The sequence below is a fragment of the Polynucleobacter sp. AP-Sanab-80-C2 genome (assembly GCF_035012965.1).
Taxonomy (GTDB): domain Bacteria; phylum Pseudomonadota; class Gammaproteobacteria; order Burkholderiales; family Burkholderiaceae; genus Polynucleobacter.
Genome location: NZ_JAYGQS010000009.1, coordinates 1 through 19,339, shown reverse-complemented (window position 1 = coordinate 19,339; position 19,339 = coordinate 1). Strand labels below are relative to the sequence as shown.

Here is a 19,339-nt window from a genome sequence, read left to right as displayed (position 1 = left end):
CCAGCGTTACTTAAAGTAACGCTTAAATGACCAAATCTCACTTTTAATCTCAAAAACTAGCTTTTGATTACTTTTTGGTCCTGTTTAGGCTCTCTGGTTATGAGAGCAGACATCCAAAGAAAACCATTAGGATTTCAAGAGGTTATGTCACCTAAATATCGGTGTGTGAGTATTTGTGTGACTAGATTAACAAGATCACGAGATGTATTGCCTCGCTCTTTGGTTTTCATAACCACATGATTTTTGGAGCAACCGTCTAACACCTCGTTACTCCAAATAGCTTTTGCCGAGTGAGTGTTACTTTAAGTAATGCTTAAGGAACTCGAATCTTGCTCAACTTAATAGCAATAAAAAAGTTATCTTATATTTAGTATCATAACTAAAACATCGGGTAGCTTGATACTCTTTAATACCAATGGAGAATAAGAATATGAGCAATCAATTAGATACCATCGCACCCTTAAGAGAATTCGTCGTTAGCATGACGAATTTGGTTTCTCATGAGCATGAGGAGCAAAAGCTGATTAACCAGGGTTCTGAATTACTCAAAACCTTGATTCAAACTGATGCTTGGCTTCCAGAATTTTGTACTGTTCCCCACCCTGATTTTTATCAGCAGTATTTACTACACGCGGACCCATTGGGAAGATTTTCTGTAGTGAGCTTTGTATGGGGTCCGGGTCAAAAGACACCAATACATGATCACTGCATCTGGGGTCTGATTGGCATGCTTAGAGGAATGGAAAAAGGTCAGCGCTACAAGCAATTACCATCAGGTGTATTAGTGATTGATGGCGCTGAAACTCTTTTGCACCAAGGCGATATTGAGGCGGTTAGCCCTGCTATTGGCGATATTCATGTAGTGAGCAATGCTGTTGCTGATAAAACATCGATCAGCATTCATGTATATGGCGCTAATATTGGTGCAGTCAAACGTCACACCTATGATCCTGCCACCGGCAGTCCTAAGAATTTCGTTTCTGGCTATTCCTCAAAACAAGTTCCCAATCTATGGGATCGCTCTGCTGAAATTCGAGCAAGCCTTTAATCTAATAAGATCACTGAGCGGATTTCTTTGCCTTGCTTTAGACGAGCGAGCCCCTCATTCACATCTGCCAAACCAATTCTGCTGGTAATGTACTGATCGAGCAGTAATTTTCCTGAGAAATAGGCTTCCGCCAAAAAAGGGAAATCAATTTCTGGTCTAGTACCGCCATAACTAGAGCGATGAATGCGCTTTTCACCCATGAGGGAGCCCCAACGAAATGAGACTTTTTGATTGACCGGTACTTTGCCCAACCAAACTGTTTTCCCACCAGGCCTGACGATCTCTACACTTAACTGAAAAGCTGCTTCATTACCTGCAGATTCGACAACACAGTCAAATCCAATTTGATGGGTCATCTGCATACAAGCTTGAATTACGTTTTCATCGGCAAGTAAGATATCAGTAGCGCCAAACTGTTTGGCTATTTGTAGCTTTACCGGATCCCGATCAATCGCCAAGATCTTTCCGGCATTTGCCAGCTTAGCCCCTTGAATTGCAGATAGTCCAACTGCTCCACATCCAATGACTGCCACGGTTCCACCTTGCTCTAGCTCGGCAATGTTAAGAACAGCTCCAACCCCAGTCATGACCCCGCAGCCAATCAAGCAAGCAACCTCAAAAGGTAATTCTTTGGGCACTTTCACTGCACACTCTTCGGTCACTACAACAACCTCAGAAAAACTCCCTGCATACATCAACTGATGAACGGGCTTATCCTTTGCGTAAATTCTAGGTGCGCCATCAAAATGAAATGACTTAGTAGCATTGGCGCGATACTGACTACAAATGATTCTTTGTTTACGTTGGCAAAAGTAACAAGTGCCACAATAAGGGTTCCAAGAGATAACAACATGATCCCCTGGTTTGAGATGCGCAACGTCTTTACCTATGGATTCAACAATACCAGCAGCTTCATGACCAGGAATAAATGGAACTGGCGTTCCCAGGGCGCCCTCTACCGCTTCAAGATCCGTGTGACACAGGCTAGTGGCCTTAATTCTGATAACCACATCTTTAGCCAATAGACCCTTTAGAGACAAAGTCTCAATTTGCAAGGGGCGACCAAGCTCTCTGAGTACCGCTCCGGAAAAATTCATGCAGAGCGCACCCTTGGATCAGCTAATGAGGCGTCGTAACTCTCAACCTTAGTACCCTTATAAAGAATCTTTGCACTTTTCTCTGTGATCTCTTGATGCAGCTTCACAAAATCAGGCTCCATCTCTTGACTAGGTCTGGGTTCATGAGCAAAGGTTTTAAATGTATCCTCACCTCTTACTAGCGTTGCGGAATCATCGCCCTCAATTTGTTTTACATGGGTTGGGATGTAACGAATTGCAAAACCAATCCGTCTTGAATTTGAATTGTTAGGAGGTGATCCATGAATAATTCGTACATGATGTAAAGACATCTCGCCAGGCTCTAGCTCTAAAGTTACACCCTTACTCTCATCAACCTCAACAGCAACTTCTTGCCCGCGGGTGAGTAGATTATTTTTAGAGTAAGTATCTCGATGTGGGATTTGCTCCATCGCATGGGTACCCGGAATTACCGCCATAGCCCCATTACTTGTATTACTAGAAGATAAGGCAATCCATGCAGTCACAACATCAGGGGATGACAAACCCCAGTATGTAGAATCCTGATGCCACGATACAAATCCAGGATCATGCGCTTCTTTAATAAAGAAATTACTTGTCCAGCACAAAATATTGTTACCGTATAAATCTTCGATCGCATCCACAATTTTGGTATCTCGTACTAAATCATTTAACCAAGGAAATAATAAGTGCGTTTTATGTCTTTGAGAACCATGCAAAGGAGACCCTTGGCGCCGTTCAAAATCTTCTAATAGATCTCGAATACCCTGCGTCTGCTGAGCATTCATTACCCTAAGATTGGAAACGTAGCCCAAATCCTTAAATTGCTGCACCTGAGCTTCCGTTAAAAACTTAGGCATTTTTATCTCGCTTTCATTCAATTGATCAACTAATATATAAGCTGTACATTACAGAAAACTTTATTGAAGGATGCCTGCCGTGTCAATAGATACAAGCTATCTAAATAACCATCCAGCATTACAAAGCGATTGGATTGATGCGCCGCATCATTTATCGAGCATCGGGGACCTTTCTCTCGAATTGGGTGGGCAAATCAAAAATTGCTCAGTCAGCTATGTAGTTCATGGTGAACTTGGAGATCATTCAAAGCCACTAGTCATTTTCTTATGCGCCATTGGCAGCATTCATCATCGTCTTGATTTTTTAATCAATCAATCTCACACACTGGATATCAAAAATACTCGCATTATTGCGATTGATGCACTTGGGAATGGTTTCAGCAGCTCTCCATCTAATTCAAAAGAACAGCCTTACTTTCAGTTTCCTAAATTTACAATTCGAGATATGGTTGAGAGCCAGAAGAAGTTGCTTGATCAACTGGGTATTACTCATGTCAATGCGATCATTGGGGCCTCTATGGGTGGCATGCAAGCTCTGCAATGGGCTGTCTCCCACCCAGACTTCATGGACTACATCATTGCACTGACACCCATGTCTAAAACGACTGCATGGGCATCAACAATGACCAGGGCAGCTCGCGAGTGTCTAGCCCCTCATATCGAGATGAATGGCTCATATGACCCTGATACAGCTTGGTTAGCATGGTTGCCAACAATGCAAATGCTGGCAATGCGTACACCCAAGCAGTGCGATGAACAATTTACAGATATTGCCCAAATACAAAACTGGTATGAACAAAGGCTGCAATGGTGGAAGGGGATGAATTTCCACCCCCTGGACTGGATTTACCAATCAATCGCATACGATGCACATGATGTGAGTCAGACAGCTTCGTTTAATGGTGACTTAGCAAAAGCTCTTAGATCCATTAGAGCTAAATGCCTCATTAGCGTTCCCAGTCTTGACCTATTTAATCCAATTGAACAAGCTATTCATTCAGCAAGTTTGATTCCCAATTGTTTATTGGTGAAACTAGATACAAACTGGGGGCATATGGCTGCTAGCGCTCTTGATGCCCCATCTACTGAAGCCATTTCAAAGGCTATTGATAGTTTGACTGGACTCTAAATCTTAGCGGCGATAGATAGTTGGGATTGAGCAACCCGCTTAGCTTCTTCAACTGAGCCAGAAAAAATAATCTCTCCACGCTCAATGATGTAAACCCGATCTGCATAGTCTGGAATATGGAAGGCATTTGATTCTGCCATCAAAATAGCTCTACCGAGACCTCGTATCGAAGATAAGCCATCACTAATCACGGGAATAATAGCTGGAGAAAGTCCTTCAAATGGTTCGTCTAAGATCAGCATCTCAGGATCCAAGGCAAGTGCCCTAGCAATCGAGAGCATTTTGCGCTCACCACCAGATAAATGGTGACCACCCCTATCTCGATAGCGCTCTAACTTAGGAAAGATTTTGTAAGCTAACGCAATGCGCTCTTCATTGGACAGTTTGGTTTGAATAGTCCAAGTCGGCATCTCAATATTTTCAGCTACAGTTAGATCACCAAACACTTCACTCTCTTCTGGGGAGAAACCAATCCCTGCTCTAGCAATATCAAAAGTCTTCATACCAACTAAAGACTTGCCTTTCCACAGAATATCGCCACTCTTGGGTTTCAAATACCCCATGAGACTTTTTAAAGTCGTTGTTTTGCCGGCACCATTTCTACCAACAAGGCATACCAACTCACCAGGATTCACATCAATATTAATGTTACGCAATATCGGGCTATTTTGAATATCAACTGCCAAAGATTTGATCTCAAGCATGAGAAACCCGCTTTCCAATAATCTGCGCTTCTAGTTCAGCATTGGCAAAGAACTCTTTTGGCGGTAAATCAGCCAATAACTGCCCTTCAGCCAACGCAACAATGCGTGTTGAATACTCAGCCACTAATTCCATATCGTGCTCAACTAGCAAGATAGTCTTGATGCCTGAGATCTTTGCAGCCTCCATCAAGGTATCCATAATGCCGCGCTTATCTGCGGTAGAGATGCCGCTAGTAGGCTCATCGAGCAAGATTACCTTAGGATCTAGTGCAAATGCACTAGCAATATCGAGAAGCTTCTTTTCACCTTGAGAGAGATATGAGGCTTGCCAGGACATTTTTTTATCGAGATTAAATATTTTGGCAACCTCATAAGCCTTATCTACTAAAGGTTTTTGTGCAGCCGCACTAGACCAGAAATTATATTGAGAGCCAGTTTGCGAAATAACTGCAGAAATAATCGTTTCTTGCACTGTCATTAGCGGAAAAATTTGTACCAGCTGAAAAGCTCTGGCCATTCCATACTGAGAAAGCTTAACGGGACCCACTCCTGCAATGGACTTACCATAAAAATCGACATCACCTTCAGTAGGCTTTAACAAACCAGTAAGCACATTAACAAAAGTAGTCTTACCAGCACCATTTGGTCCAACGATAGAGATCGTCTCTCCCTCGAAGAATTTCAAGCTCACATTTTTTAAAGCTTGATAGACACCATAGTTTTTAGAAACATTTTTGGCCTCAAGTATTGGGGTCATTGTGCTTTCTCCTGAGAAACCATTCTTTTTCTAGCTTGTAATAAGCCCATAATTCCATTAGGTAATAACAAGACCAGTAAGACCAAGACTACGCCCAAGGCAAAGCGCCAATATTGCGTTAAGCCAACGAGCTGATCTTTGAGACCAATAAAAGCAAAGGCACCTACGATTGGGCCAAAGAAATTATTAAAGCCACCCAAGATCGTCATGAATACAATATTTCCTGAATGCGTCCAGTAGGCAAGCTCTGGATCAGCAAGACCCACAGGCACAACTAATAGAGCTCCACCAATGGCGCCATAGACTGCAGAAATAACAAATGCTATCAAACGAAAGCGATGCACCTGGATACCGAGATACTCAGCTTTTCTAGGATTGTCACGAATGGCACGAAAGTGCATGCCCATAGGAGAATGCACAATTCGCCACATCAGCGCTCCCAATAGAATCAAAATAATGATGGAGTAATAGAAAAATGGTCCAACTAAAAAGCTCGTCTTATCCATGCTACTCAAGTCTTGACCAAATAAGAATGGTCTTACTACCTGAATACCAGAATCTCCACCCGATAAATCATAAAACTTAAACAAGATGGAATGAAACAGCATTCCAAATGCAAGGGTTAACATACCAAAGAAGATGCGTACATATCGAACGCAGATCAGGCCGACCGGTACAGCAACCACAACACTTGCAGCAATAGCACATAAAAATATGATTTCCATATTTTTAATACCTAATCTACTTGTCAGAATAGCGACTGTATAGGCTCCAACCGCCACAAACAATGCATGGCCAAATGAAAGGAGTCCTATATAGCCAAATAGAAGATTGAACCCGAGCAAAATAATGCTATAGGCAATTGCTGGTAGCAATAAAGTCGTGTGATAAGGACTCAGGAAGAATGGAGCAACACATAAGATGGCCAAGCAAACCAGTAGGGTCAGTTTGGTACGGAGGTTCATGACTCCACCGCCTTACCAAATAATCCAGCCGGCTTGAAGATTAAGATTGCAATCACAATCAAATAAATTAAGAGAAGATCTATCTCTGCGTAGATTGAAACAGCAAAGGCTCGCATAATACCAACAATCAGCGCTCCAACTAATGCGCCACGCATACTACCAAGACCACCAATCACCACTACCGCAAAAGCCTCAACAACCACCTCGGAAATCATTTCCAAAGATGCCGCAGCAGTTGGAACAACTAAGGCTCCGCCAATTGTTCCCAAAATGGTTCCCATAGTAAAAATTGCCACATTGATCCACACCACATTGACACCCATCGCCTCACTCATGCGACGGTTTTCTGCAGTAGCTCTAACAATCCGTCCAAAGTCTGTCTTTTGCAGCATCCAACCCAAACCAAGCGCCAAGATAATGCTCGCACCAATCACTAAAATCTTATAAGTTGGGATCGAAGTAGATGCGAAATTGAGTTGACCATAGGTCATCGATAAATTACCTAGAGTCATTGGGGTTGCACCCCAGATCATTCTGATCAGATCCTCCAAGAGCAACATAATGGCAAAGGTAAGCAAAAGCTGAAAGCCCTCCTCGCGGTCATACACCAGGCGTAATAAGCGCTCAATGATTGGGCCGACCAGGCCCATCAGTAGTCCTGCAACAATGAGCACCAAAATCAAGCTATAGGCAGGTATGCCAAATTTAATAGCTAATGAAACGAGAGTGATTCCGAAATAAGCGCCTAGGGCATAGAAAGCACCGCAAGCTAAATTCACAATTTTTTGAACGCCAAAGACAAGCTGCAAACCGCCAGCTAGTAAAAATAAAACTGCGGCATGAAAAAGCCCGCTAAGAATAATGTCAATAAATGCTGTCATTTTTCACATTCAAAAAAGCTGAGCAGCCCAAAAGCTGCTCAGCGGCACTAACTATTAAAGAGTGATATTGGCTGTGTCAATCCACTGCCAGAAATCCATTCCTGGAGGTTTCTGGAGTTGATCACTAAACTTTTTATCTACTGGATTAATTGTGACGAAGTCATACTTGTTCTTATGCGTTGTCAAACCCTGATAGAAAGTTTGCTCAGCAATATGATCTTTACGCATCATGCCTGGACCGCCCAATGATTGAACTTGAACGCCTTCCATGGCGGAAGCAATTTGATCTTTATCTGGCCACTTACCACCATTGGCTTTAAGTGCCTTCTCAACGCCAGCCTTATAGACCTGCATTGCAAAGTATGCTCTGTCAGCTTCCCAGTTTGGATAGTCTTTGTATTTATCGTAGTAGAGCGCTACGAATTCTTTTTGCAGAGGAGTAGCATTTGGTAAATCAAAGTACATCGTGTTGTGCCCAAATACCATACCCTCTGGTGTGAACTCTTTCTTCATTAGTGTGTGCTGAAAGCCGGCAGCTGGCAGAACAAATTTCACATCGCCATTACCTAATCCAGCTGCACTAGCGTTCTGCATAAACACTGGTAAATCAGCAAACAAGAGCGAAGAGAAGATGAGATCAGGTTTGGCGGCTTTTAAAGCAGCAATTTGTCCTGATAGCTCCATAGTGCCAACTTTAGGCCACTGCTCTGCAACAACCTTATGCTCAATATTGAAACGTTTTAAGAGCGCCTGGAATGCTGCCCAGTTATTTCTGCCATAGGAATAGTCTGGATTGATTCCGGCAATGGTTGCAAACTTACCTTTGTATTGCTTAATTGCAATCAGTGAGGCCATCACTGCTTCACACTCGTTATCTGTTGAGCGGAAAAGATATTTCGGCTTTGGAATTGTTTCTTTCACGCCATCTTGCGTAGTACCGTCCCAATAAATGGTGACTGTTTGCATCTCCTCAACTGTAGGTCCAAGAGCCAATGAAACGCCAGAGGATACTAAGCCCTGAACACAATCTACCTTGTCCTGGAGAACTAGCTTGCGATAACGCTCAGTTGTATCTTTGGCATTAGTCTCTTCTTCAATGACTAGTTCAACTTTGCGACCACCGATACCACCCGTCTTATTTATTTTATCAGCTGCAAACATTGCGCCACGCAGACCGCATTCACCGATCGTGCCCGCAATACCAGCTCGAGGCGCCAAGATGCCGATCTTAATTGGGGTATTTTGTGCAATCGCTGGGAATCCCCATCCACTAGCCGCTAGCGCTGAAAGGGCCCCTATCCCCTTAATCACCTCACGACGACCATGATTATTTATTTTCTGCTTTTTCATTTCAGTCTCCTATAAAACTCAATTTAACAAGACATCAACTACAACTAACGCCATTACTCATGTGACATTACTGTCTTACGGGTAAATTCTTCTATGTAATCAAGCAACTTATCTACTGCTAAACCAGCTTCTTTTTCATTACCTTCGCAAATAGCATCCGCTATATCAGCATGCAGCATTGCTGCAACTGTAATATCGCCGATCTGATGAAAATTACCAAACCAAAATCTTCTGGACATACCATGCAGCATTGACAACGCCTTTGATGCATATTCATTTTTAGATGCAACGATCGTTAAATCATTCAACTCCTTATCAACCTTCAGAAAAAGCTTTTCATTTTTCTCTTTTGCAGCCTTTTTAAAGTCTTTAGCTACTCTTTCAAATTGTTTGCGCTCTTCTAGATTGCATCTCTTTGCTGACTTTTTGCAAATCAATCTCTCTAACTCACGACGAGTCTCCAATACTCTTAGTTGTTTTTGTGGATTTAGGTCGGAGATAAAAATACCCCGTTTAGGCATGATAGATACAAGATGTTCATGACTCAAACGCTGAATAGCTTCTCTAATAGGAGTTCTACCGATGCCGAGCATAGTGGAAAGTTGACTTTCTGAGACTGGGGTGCCAGGAGCCAGCTTCATCGTGACGATAAGCTCTTCCAATTGCTCATAAGCTTGATCTGATAAGGACACCAATTCAACAGGAACTACGATAGAAGCTTTAGTATTTTTTTTAGTAGCCATGTTCTTTAAGCAAAAGCAGTGGGAGCTTGCGCTCGATCAAACATTCCATAATCTCGCTGAACTTCATAGAAGCCAAAATCAAACAATTTCTGATTGGCTAAAGAAGCCTTTGCTTTCAAGGCACTATCAAAATCACAATCGAATAAAGCAATACCTCGCGCTGGATTGATCACACCCTTAAATAATCTTGCAGCATTCACAAAGGATTTTGTGGCACTCTCAGTAGCTGTCTGCACAGCAGAAAAATCACCGACTAAAGCTAGAATGCAAGATTTATCTGAGCCACTACTTTGCTCACTACCTACCCTCAATCGATAATCTTCCAAGACTAAATTTCTGCCACAAACTTGGGCGCCATGATGATCATGTTGACAGCGCCATGAGCCTAGCGCATTCTCATCGACCCACTGTGAATAGGATAGATACCAGCCAGCTTGGCCTAAATTTTCAAAGCGCTCCACTGAAATAAATCCTGGATTCTTTTCTACAATAGGCTTTAAGCCAGCCGCCATTCCAAAATAGGCGCCTGTAAAACCTTTTTTTGGCAGAACATCAAAGAAAACGGCGTAGGTCATGAGATAAGTAGTATTGTCAATTATTTCTCTAAGGCTTTTGCTTCTTCAGAAGTCAAAATTGGACCTTCGAGCGTAACTTTTTCTTCTTGTATCTTACCGTTTTTAAACTTCTCAATAATAGGCTTTAGATCAGGGTCTATATGAGCCTGATTAAATCCATTCAATAAGGTTCCTAATAAGCCTCGTTTTAAATCAGATGTGCCCATAACCCAATCAGCTAGCGGAAAGCTCAGATTCATATTCTTATGCATCATGATGCCAAGATTGTGATGTGCTGCATGGTGGCGACGTATCGTATTGATGAAAGGCATATTACGTACGAACCAGTTCTCTTTAATATGGCAACAGTAGTGAAAGGTTTCATAAATCAAGTAGTGACCAACCATAGTCATGAATACGAAATACCCAACATTAGGATTAAAGATTTGGCTTGCCACATAACCCAAGAACGTTCCAAAGACGCCTAGTACTGTTAGTACGCGCCATGGAAAGAAAACAATCCTAAACTCTTTTACTGTGTCGATTGTGTAGTCAGTGTCTGTAAAGTATTGATGGTGTTGACGAGTATGTCGGTCATAGATTGCGCGCAGCGCAAAGACATCAATTAAGCGATGCATTACATACTTATGCATCGCCCACTCAACAAAATTTCCAGCAATAGCCACTGGAAGGATGACCATCCACTCCCAAGTAACATCATGTAGATTTGAAACGCAGTAATAAATGAGACTGATTCCAACCGTATACATCACTCCAATATGTACAAGGCCATTATAAAAAGGACTTATTTCATTGAAATATTTTTCACGAAACTTCTTTTGCCGTTCTGTCATCACCATTTCTTGGAATGCAATACTCATAACCATCTCCCGCTTAGATTAAGCTTTTGTGGAACATATATGTCACTAATATACTAGGGAAATGTCAGATTTGATCCACTTCAAATGATGGGGGTTTCCCTTATACCACCCCCCATCTATTGAGGTTGCATTGAAAGTGTGCAGTAATTGCCTACACACTTTTTGGCACCCCCAGCGTTACTTAAAGTAACGAGTAAGAACCTCATCGGAATATTCACTATGCAATGATGAATATATTGCTTCAGTTATCAGCTCAGGTCATCAATAGAAAATTGTATTTTTCCTAACTCTATAGCCATCTGCTTACGCTGTTCTGTTGTTAATGAAACCAATGGGGGCCGAACCCTAGCCCACTCTGGATCATTAGAAAATTGGGCGATCACGGCTTTCATGGTTGGTACAGTTGGAAATGGTACTAAGCAAGCTCTTAGCGTATCAATGTCAGCCTGCAGTTGCTGAGCATTACTATCTTCCCAATGTGCTGCCAAGTAAGCAATTCTGCGTGGGTCAATATTTGCCATGGAAGAGATGCAGCCATAACCACCAGCGCGCATCGTTCGCAGTAAGAACAATTCATTGCCTACGAACATCCTAAATCCTCGTGCTGCAAATTGTTTTAATACGGCTTCGGTATATGACCAATCGCCAGACGTATCTTTCATACCCGCTATCGTATTTGGATAAGCAGTAATCAATCTTTCTAGCAGCCCCAAACTCATAGAAATCTTAGTCATAGGGGGAATGTTGTATAGGTAGATCTGAAGCGCGCTATCCCCAACCTTTTCTATTACCTCAGAAAAATAGGCAAAAAGTCCATCATCAGAGACATCCTTATAGTAAAAAGGGGGCAACATTAATACTCCGGCACATCCTGCCTTCACTGCAGCTGAAGTCATCAAAGCTGTCTCATCAACTGAACATGCGCCTGTCCCAGGCATCATAGTCTTGGGGTCTACTTCGCCAATAATGAGCTTCTCCAATACTTCCAACTTCTCAGCTACAGAAATAGAGTTTGATTCTGAATTCGTACCAAAAATTGCTATGCCTACATCATTTGCCTTAAGCCATTGACATTGCTTTAATAGCTTAGCGACATCAATTCGACCATTACTATTAAAAGGACTAATGACAGGAGCTAGAACTGCGGGTAATGTAGTTGATTGCACAATGGCCTCTTTTAATATTCAATTAATCTACTTGCACATTTCCATCTTTAATGACCTTTGCATACCTTTGTCGGTCACTTTCAATTCTTGCTTTAAACACAGTTGGTGTCAGCGGCATAGGTGTAGCGCCCTGCTGAATGAGTGTTTGCTTTGTATCTTGTTCTAAGATCACTGCTTTAATATCGGCAGCAATCTTATCCACGAGTACTGGAGGGGTTCCTGCTGGTGCAGCGATTCCAATCCATGAAGCAGCATCAAAGCCAGGAACACCAGACTCAGCTATAGTTGGTAACTCAGGCATTGCTGGTGAGCGGACTAATGAGCTTGCACCTAATGCTTTAAGCTTGCCAGACTTTACAGAACCAATTGATTCCAGCACGGTTGAGAAATACATATTGACGTGCCCTGCCATGACATCAGCAGCTGCTGGACCACCGCCCTTATATGGTACGTGCATCATGTCTAAGCCGGTTGCTTTTTCAAACATCTCACCCGCGAGATGTGGACCGCTCCCACTACCTGAGCTTGCATAGGTAACCGCTCCAGGATTGGCTTTTGCAAAAGCAATGAATTCTTTTACATTATTAGCTTTCACACTTGGGGTAACCAAAAGAAAGTATGGCAATTCTGCAATCATGCTCACCGGCACAAATGCCTTGTCTGGGTCGTAAGGCATTTTTTTGTAGAGCGATGGATTGATTGAGAAGGTGCCGATATTGCCGATGAGCAAGGTATAGCCATCTGGCTTTGCACGAGATACATATTCAGATCCGACCATGCCAGACGCGCCAGCCTTGTTATCAATAATGACGGACTGACCCCAGCGGGTAGATAACTTTTGTGCAATCAATCGAGCACCAGCGTCTGTTCCACCGCCTGGCGGAAATGGAACCACGATCGTCACAGATCGATCAGGAAAGCTTCCAGTTTGAGCATTCCCTAAAGAAGCTACCAATAAAAGAAATAAAGCTGCAATTACATTACTAGCCCTCATACTTTTAAACACTGGAGTCTCCAATTTATGATGATTTGCTATTAATTAAGATAAATTACTCTTCTTTTTACTCAGGCTGTATGCCGGCATCTTTAATAATTTGACCCCAGCGTTTTAACTCTGCGTTTTGAAAAACTGATAATCCATCAGGTGTACTTGTTGAAACCTCCATACCATTTTCTTCTACAAACTTTTTGACAGCAGGTTTTTTCATCGCTGATATAAACAGCTCATTTATACGCTTAATCGTAGCCGCATCCATTCCCGAAGGTCCATACAAAGCATTCCAGTGAGAGAACTCATAACCCGGGATACCAGCAGAAGCGATGGTTGGCAAAGTCGGCACCAGCGGAGATTTAGTCAAGCTACTAACCCCTAAGGCTTTTAACTTATCATTTTTTACTTGCGGTAGGCTCGTTGTTAAATCCACAATCATTAAATCTACCTGCCCACCAACTAAATCAATTACCGCTAAAGGATTAGACTTGTATGGTACATAAACCATCTCGGTGCCAGACATCTTTTCAAACAACTCGACCGCAACGCGCGCTGAAGAGCTACCGGCACCAAAAGTTAACTTTCCAGGTTCTTTTTTTGCGAGCACGATTAGCTCACTCACCGAGTTCGCTTTTAACGCAGGATTAGTAACCAACAACATATAGCCTTGCACAAGCTTAGTAATTGGACTGAAATCCTTGATTGGGTCGTATGGAAGCTTTTTAATCAAATGTGGATTAGCTGCTTGAGTGGTATTGGTCGTAACAAACAGGGTGTAACCATCAGGTTTAGCATTTGCCACATACTGAGCTGCAATTCCACCAAAGGCACCCGCTTTACTCTCGACAATAACTGCCTGCCCAGTTTCCTTGGTAATTTCTACACCAATAGCTCGGGCTAACCCATCGCTAGTACTGCCAGGAGTCGAGCCAATGATGATAGTGATCGGTTTATTGGGGTATGACTGCGCTTGAGCTAACCCACAGATAAAAAGAAATGCAATTAAAAATTGAGCTTTCATTTAAGTGGACTCCCTTTATGTAGTAAGACTCATTTCAGGCCTCTCACCTGCTATACCTTGAGCGAGACTATCTAAAACCATATTACCCATAGCAGTACGAGTTTCCCAAGTAGCGCTTGCACGGTGAGCCTGCATTACGATTGAATCATTCTTCAGAAGAACCTCTGGCACATTTGGCTCATCAACAAAAACATCTAAGCCAGCTCCTGCAATTTTTCCGTTCTTAATCGCATCTACTAAATCTGGCTCATTTACCAATTTGCCGCGTGCGATATTAATTAAGAATCCATCCTTGCCTAAAGCATTCAGTACTTTTGCATTCACAATGCCCTCAGCCTTATCTGCAGCAGCGCAAAGGATCAAAGCATCACTTTGATGCGCTAACTCAACCAAGTCAGGAACAAAGCCGTATGGTAAGTCATCCATTTTCTGTAGATCGGTATATCGAATAGGGCACCCAAAGGCCGCAGCACGAATTGCTACTGCCCGCCCTACGCGACCCATACCAACAATACCCACACGCATGCCACTAAAACGACGTGACAATGGAATTGCAGTTGGGGATGGAAACTTAACCCAATTACCCTCGCGTACAAATCGATCGCCCGAACAAATACCACGACAAGTTGCAAGCAAAAGACCAATAGCTAAATCGGCAACATCTTCAGTCAATGCACCAAAGGTTGCTGTGACATGAATACCGCGACTCTTGGCATACGCCATATCAACAGCATCTGTCCCTACTCCATTGACTGCAACCACCTTCAAGTTTGGTAGCTGCTCCATTAAAGCTTTACTGATTCCTGTGTGACCACCGCTCACCACACCGCTAATAGAAGAACCATGCTTGGCAATAAAAATTTCTTTATCTTCAATCTCAAAGTACTTATGAACGTCATATAGCTCATTGAGTTTTTGACTGACTGATGGAATCAAAATTGGGCTAAGTTGCAAGACTGTAGGTTTCATTTTTTCTTATCCTCGACCAACAAATGGCATTGCACTTGCCATTACCGTCATATTGAGTACATTTGCCGAGAGTGGCAATGCAGCGATGTAACGAACCGCATCAGCAACATGCTTCACATCCATCATGGGTTCTGGTGCAAGAGCGCCATTAGCCTGAAGAACGCCTTTAGTCATACGCACGGACAATTCTGTAAGGGCATTACCAATATCAATTTGGCTGGCAACAATATTGAACTTTCTTCCATCCAATGCAATGCCTTTTGTAATCCCTGTCACGGCATGTTTGCTTGCTGTATATGGCGTTGTGTAAAGACGTGGAGTATGTGCTGAAATTGAGCCATTATTGATAATTCGGCCGCCTTGAGGACTTTGTTTTTTCATCAAACCAAATTCAGCGCGGGCACATAAAAATACACCGGTGACATTAGTATCAATAGCGTTTTGCCATTTCTCTAAAGGTAGTTCATCAATAGTGACAGCTGGGGCATTAACACCAGCGTTATTAAAAGCCACGTCTAGACGGCCATACTTTTTTTCTATCTCTGCAAATAAATGATCAACACTCGTAGGGTCTCTAACATCTACTGATACAGGAAAAGCTTCTTGCCCTTTTTCTTTGGCTAATTGCACAACTTCCTCCAGCAGCTCTAATCTTCTTCCCGCCAGAACAACCTTAAACCCATCTTCAAGCAATGCCAAAGCAACGGCTTTGCCGATTCCACTTCCAGCACCAGTTACTAAAGCAATTCTTTCATTCGACATATTGTTTGCCTCGATTTATTGAGAAGCCATTATTTAATAAATGGTAGCGCTACCAAATAAGGTGAAATATAAGCGATACCAATCGAACTTGTCAAACTATTCACTCTAGGGTTTTTACGGTGTTTTAGGCTGTATCTCGCTCAATTATCGAAAAGCCAACATTGACGAGTGGATTTAAGACTTCTCTACCTTCTGCTCTATCCATGAGGTATTGTGCAGCTAATTGGCCAATTCTTCCACCGTTAATCCGAACTGTAGTTAAGGCGGGAAGCATGTCGGCTACAAATGGGATATCGCCAAATCCTACAATAGCGATCTGCTTTGGCACTTCAATTTTTTGCGCCCTAGCCTCAGTTAGTGCCCCTAAAGCAAGTAGGTCTGAGCTACAAAAAATAGCGTCAGTCTGTGGGGCATTTTTAAGAACCTTAAACATGGCATCACGTCCACTTCGAATGGAGCGCTGATCACCTACGTTAACAACGTAAGGTTTAGGCAACCCTACTTCTGCAATGGCAGCATCAAATGCCATCGTTCTACGATCTGCACGCTCATCTTCAGCACGAATAATGGCAAACTGTTTTCGACCCTTTACCAATAGGTACTTGGCGACTGCTAAGCCAATATCCGTATGAGAGAAACCAATTAGCATATCAATTGGGGTCGGTGTTAAATCCCAGGTTTCTACCACTGGAATTCCAGAAGCCATGAGACGTGTACGACCTTTACCCGGCTGCATCACCCCTGTTAAAAAAATGCCGTCAGGACGACGACCAATCACAGAATCTAAGAGCAGCTCTTCTCTAGTTGATGAATACACTGATTGGCCAAGCATCAACTGATAGCCAGCATCAAATAACGTGTTATTAAGCGCTTCAATAGTTTCATTAAATACAGAAATAACAGTACTAGGTACAACTGCGGCAATCAGCTTACTTCTAGAGGATGCCAAACCCCCAGCTATTCTGTTGGGGACATAACCTGTCCGAGAAACGGCTTCCTCAACCTTTTTTAATAGTTCTGGCGAAACCTGTTCTGGCTTATTAATGGCCCTAGAAGCGGTAATTGGGGAAACACCAGCTAAACGAGCAACATCATGAAGCGTAATTGCTCCACTACTACGGCGACTACGTTTAACCTCATTTTCACTCATAGAGGCACTTGCATAGGTAAATTGATAGCGCTATCATTTCTGTCATAATCTCACACAATATATTCCATGCCAACTAATAGGACTAAGTGATGATACCGCTGACTATCAGCATGAATGATCGCGATAACGTAGCGATTGTTGCCAACGACGGTGGTTTACCCGCCGGAGCCAAGCTTTCGTCTGGACTCACTTTGCTAGAACATGTGCCACAAGGGCACAAAGTTGCTTTAGTGGACTTGCCTTTGAACTCTCCCGTAATTCGATATGGAATACCGATTGGGTATGCAGCTCAGGATATCGTCGCTGGAAGCTGGGTGAGTGAACAAATTATGAGAATGCCTGATGTACGAGGACTAGACAATCTTCCAATCGCCACAGTCAAGCCAGCACCAATGCCGCCACTAGAAGGGTACACATTTGAAGGCTACAGAAATGCTGATGGCTCAGTTGGAACAAGAAATATATTAGCCATTACCACAACTGTTCAATGTGTATCGGGTGTGGTTGACTATGCCGTACAAAGAATTAAAAGCGAGCTACTGCCAAAGTATCCCAACGTCGATGATGTGATCGGGATTGAGCATACATATGGCTGTGGAGTAGCAATTGAAGCTGATGGAGCTGATATCCCAATTCGCACCTTAAGGAATATCAGCCTAAATCCAAACTTTGGCGGCGAAGTCATGGTTGTTAGCCTTGGATGTGAAAAGCTTCAACCTCAAAGATTGCTTCCACCCGGTAGCATACCCATCAATGCTGGTAATACGTCTGAAGAGCTAGATGTAGTTTGCCTACAGGATGAAGTCCATGTTGGTTTTATGTCCATGATTGATTCCATTATGAAGACTGCAGAATCCCATCTTGAAAGACTTAATGCTCGCAAACGCGAGACTGTACCTGCCAGTGAACTTATTGTTGGCGTTCAGTGTGGTGGTAGTGATGCCTTCTCTGGGGTAACAGCCAATCCTGCAGTAGGGTTTTGCACAGATCTTTTAGTTCGAGCCGGCGCATCAGTGATGTTCTCGGAAGTAACTGAAGTACGAGATGGTATTGACCAACTCACCTCTCGCGCAATGACTCCAGAGGTTGCCAAAGCCATGATTGATGAGATGGCTTGGTATGACGCATACTTAAAAAGAGGCAAAGTGGACAGAAGTGCCAATACAACGCCGGGCAATAAAAAAGGGGGGCTATCAAACATTGTCGAAAAAGCAATGGGTTCAATTGTTAAATCTGGTACCTCACCAATCTCTGGCGTTTTAGCTCCAGGCAATAAGCTTAAGCAAAAAGGATTAATTTTTGCCGCTACACCAGCGAGCGACTTTATTTGCGGGACCTTGCAGTTAGCAGCAGGCATGAATTTACACGTCTTTACCACTGGTCGCGGAACGCCTTATGGACTAGCGGCTGTTCCCGTGATTAAGGTAGCTACAAGAACTGACTTGGCTAAACGTTGGAACGATTTGATGGACATCAACGCAGGCAAGATTGCAGATGGCACTGCATCCATAGAAGACATTGGCTGGGAGATGTTTCATATGATGTTAGAGGTTGCTAGTGGTCGCAAGAAAACTTTTGCAGAGCAATGGAAATTACACAATGCGATTTCATTATTTAATCCAGCACCCGTGACCTAAATTCATCATGATGCCCACTAAGCCCTATCTAACTCAGGCAAATGTTCAAAAGATTTTGGATGCAGCTAATCAATACGCTATTGAAAAAGGTCATATCGTTGCTATAGCAGTTTGTGATGATGGAGGCCATCTTCTTGGACTTATTCGACGGGATGGCTGCCAACCAGTGTCTACATATTTTGCTCAAGAAAAAGCACGTACTGCTGCTATGGGCAAAAGGGAGACCCAAGCCTACGAGGAAATGATTAATAAGGGACGACATGCTTTTTTATCTGCCCCTCATATCTCTATGATGCTAGAAGGCGGAGTCAATATCGTAGTGGATGGTCATACGATTGGCGCTGTTGGCGTATCTGGCGTAAAGAATGGAGAAGACGGTAATACTGCAAGAGCAGGAATTGCCGCAATCTTAAATTAATAAGCAGTTCATTGCTCCAACTACAGATCCATAAGTTTATTGGAGCTCCTCTGGAAGATGCGTGGATATTGCTTACGCACCGACTGCACAGAAAGAAAAACGACTTAGGAATTTCTCCCTAAGTCGTTGTGTACGACTCGACACATAGTTAACACTTTATACCGGACACATACTTTACAGTTTTTGGCATAGGAGGGACCACTCTATGCCGTGGAATGAAAGTACGAAGATGGATGAAAAGCTCAAATTTGTGTCG

The 19,339-nt window shown here is 42.9% G+C and carries 20 protein-coding genes; 4 read left to right on the top strand and 16 right to left on the bottom strand.

Annotated elements, in window-relative coordinates; all coding sequences use genetic code 11:
* Nucleotides 1-430: 430 nt before the first annotated feature.
* Nucleotides 431-1,048: a cysteine dioxygenase gene (locus VC178_RS11265; protein ID WP_323482597.1), complete on the top strand. Its 618-nt coding sequence runs from the start codon at nt 431-433 to the stop codon at nt 1,046-1,048.
* On the opposite strand, the gene VC178_RS11260 is transcribed toward VC178_RS11265, so the two are convergent.
* On the bottom strand, nt 1,045-2,145 hold the full coding sequence (locus VC178_RS11260) for a Zn-dependent alcohol dehydrogenase (RefSeq protein WP_323482596.1): 1,101 nt from the start codon (nt 2,143-2,145) through the stop codon (nt 1,045-1,047). The two genes, VC178_RS11265 and VC178_RS11260, sit on opposite strands and share 4 nt — an antisense overlap.
* A complete protein-coding gene (locus VC178_RS11255) occupies nt 2,142-3,005 on the bottom strand; it encodes a phytanoyl-CoA dioxygenase family protein (RefSeq protein ID WP_323482595.1) in 864 nt (287 codons plus the stop codon). The genes VC178_RS11260 and VC178_RS11255 overlap by 4 nt, the downstream gene beginning before the upstream one ends.
* A 79-nt stretch (nt 3,006-3,084) precedes the next feature.
* Here VC178_RS11255 and VC178_RS11250 point away from each other — a divergent pair, with 79 nt between their 5' ends.
* Nucleotides 3,085-4,134, top strand: a complete 1,050-nt coding sequence (locus VC178_RS11250; RefSeq protein ID WP_323482594.1) for an alpha/beta fold hydrolase — start codon at nt 3,085-3,087, stop codon at nt 4,132-4,134.
* On the opposite strand, the gene VC178_RS11245 is transcribed toward VC178_RS11250, so the two are convergent.
* The 14 genes from VC178_RS11245 to VC178_RS11180 form a co-directional block, all read right to left on the bottom strand.
* Entirely contained in the window at nt 4,131-4,838 is a 708-nt protein-coding gene (locus tag VC178_RS11245; protein WP_323482593.1) for an ABC transporter ATP-binding protein, read from the bottom strand. The genes VC178_RS11250 and VC178_RS11245 overlap by 4 nt on opposite strands.
* Complete coding sequence (locus VC178_RS11240; RefSeq protein ID WP_323482592.1) at nt 4,831-5,595, bottom strand: ABC transporter ATP-binding protein; 765 nt, start codon at nt 5,593-5,595, stop codon at nt 4,831-4,833. Before VC178_RS11240 ends, VC178_RS11245 begins: the two co-directional genes overlap by 8 nt.
* Nucleotides 5,592-6,560, bottom strand: a complete 969-nt coding sequence (locus tag VC178_RS11235) for a branched-chain amino acid ABC transporter permease (RefSeq protein WP_323482591.1) — start codon at nt 6,558-6,560, stop codon at nt 5,592-5,594. Before VC178_RS11235 ends, VC178_RS11240 begins: the two co-directional genes overlap by 4 nt.
* The gene (locus VC178_RS11230) at nt 6,557-7,441 is read right to left on the bottom strand and encodes a branched-chain amino acid ABC transporter permease (protein WP_215296567.1); all 885 of its coding nucleotides are present in this window, start codon (nt 7,439-7,441) and stop codon (nt 6,557-6,559) included. The genes VC178_RS11235 and VC178_RS11230 overlap by 4 nt, the downstream gene beginning before the upstream one ends.
* Nucleotides 7,442-7,495: 54 nt before the next feature.
* A complete protein-coding gene (locus tag VC178_RS11225) occupies nt 7,496-8,791 on the bottom strand; it encodes an ABC transporter substrate-binding protein (protein WP_323482590.1) in 1,296 nt (431 codons plus the stop codon).
* A 53-nt stretch (nt 8,792-8,844) separates the two neighbouring features.
* A complete protein-coding gene (locus tag VC178_RS11220) occupies nt 8,845-9,534 on the bottom strand; it encodes a GntR family transcriptional regulator (RefSeq protein ID WP_323482589.1) in 690 nt (229 codons plus the stop codon).
* 5 nt (nt 9,535-9,539) lie between these two features.
* A complete protein-coding gene (locus VC178_RS11215; RefSeq protein WP_323482588.1) occupies nt 9,540-10,109 on the bottom strand; it encodes an antibiotic biosynthesis monooxygenase family protein in 570 nt (189 codons plus the stop codon).
* 20 nt (nt 10,110-10,129) lie between these two features.
* A complete protein-coding gene (locus VC178_RS11210; protein ID WP_323482622.1) occupies nt 10,130-10,945 on the bottom strand; it encodes a fatty acid hydroxylase family protein in 816 nt (271 codons plus the stop codon).
* Between the two features lie 272 nt (nt 10,946-11,217).
* Nucleotides 11,218-12,135, bottom strand: a complete 918-nt coding sequence (locus tag VC178_RS11205; protein WP_323482587.1) for a dihydrodipicolinate synthase family protein — start codon at nt 12,133-12,135, stop codon at nt 11,218-11,220.
* A 22-nt stretch (nt 12,136-12,157) separates the two neighbouring features.
* A complete protein-coding gene (locus VC178_RS11200) occupies nt 12,158-13,141 on the bottom strand; it encodes a Bug family tripartite tricarboxylate transporter substrate binding protein (RefSeq protein WP_323482586.1) in 984 nt (327 codons plus the stop codon).
* Nucleotides 13,142-13,196: 55 nt separating this feature from the next.
* Nucleotides 13,197-14,147: a tripartite tricarboxylate transporter substrate binding protein gene (locus VC178_RS11195; RefSeq protein ID WP_323482585.1), complete on the bottom strand. Its 951-nt coding sequence runs from the start codon at nt 14,145-14,147 to the stop codon at nt 13,197-13,199.
* A 15-nt stretch (nt 14,148-14,162) separates the two neighbouring features.
* Nucleotides 14,163-15,116 carry a 2-hydroxyacid dehydrogenase gene (locus VC178_RS11190; RefSeq protein ID WP_323482584.1) on the bottom strand — a complete coding sequence of 318 codons (954 nt, stop codon included), beginning with the start codon at nt 15,114-15,116 and terminating at the stop codon, nt 14,163-14,165.
* A gap of 6 nt (nt 15,117-15,122) precedes the next feature.
* Nucleotides 15,123-15,878 carry an SDR family oxidoreductase gene (locus tag VC178_RS11185; protein ID WP_323482583.1) on the bottom strand — a complete coding sequence of 252 codons (756 nt, stop codon included), beginning with the start codon at nt 15,876-15,878 and terminating at the stop codon, nt 15,123-15,125.
* Between the two features lie 124 nt (nt 15,879-16,002).
* On the bottom strand, nt 16,003-17,028 hold the full coding sequence (locus tag VC178_RS11180; RefSeq protein ID WP_323482582.1) for a LacI family DNA-binding transcriptional regulator: 1,026 nt from the start codon (nt 17,026-17,028) through the stop codon (nt 16,003-16,005).
* Between the two features lie 89 nt (nt 17,029-17,117).
* Here VC178_RS11180 and garD point away from each other — a divergent pair, with 89 nt between their 5' ends.
* Together garD and VC178_RS11170 are read left to right on the top strand one after the other, a co-directional pair.
* Complete coding sequence (gene garD, locus VC178_RS11175) at nt 17,118-18,665, top strand: galactarate dehydratase (RefSeq protein ID WP_323482581.1); 1,548 nt, start codon at nt 17,118-17,120, stop codon at nt 18,663-18,665.
* Nucleotides 18,666-18,675: 10 nt separating this feature from the next.
* A complete protein-coding gene (locus VC178_RS11170) occupies nt 18,676-19,083 on the top strand; it encodes a heme-binding protein (RefSeq protein WP_323482621.1) in 408 nt (135 codons plus the stop codon).
* The last annotated feature ends 256 nt before the right edge of the window (nt 19,084-19,339 follow it).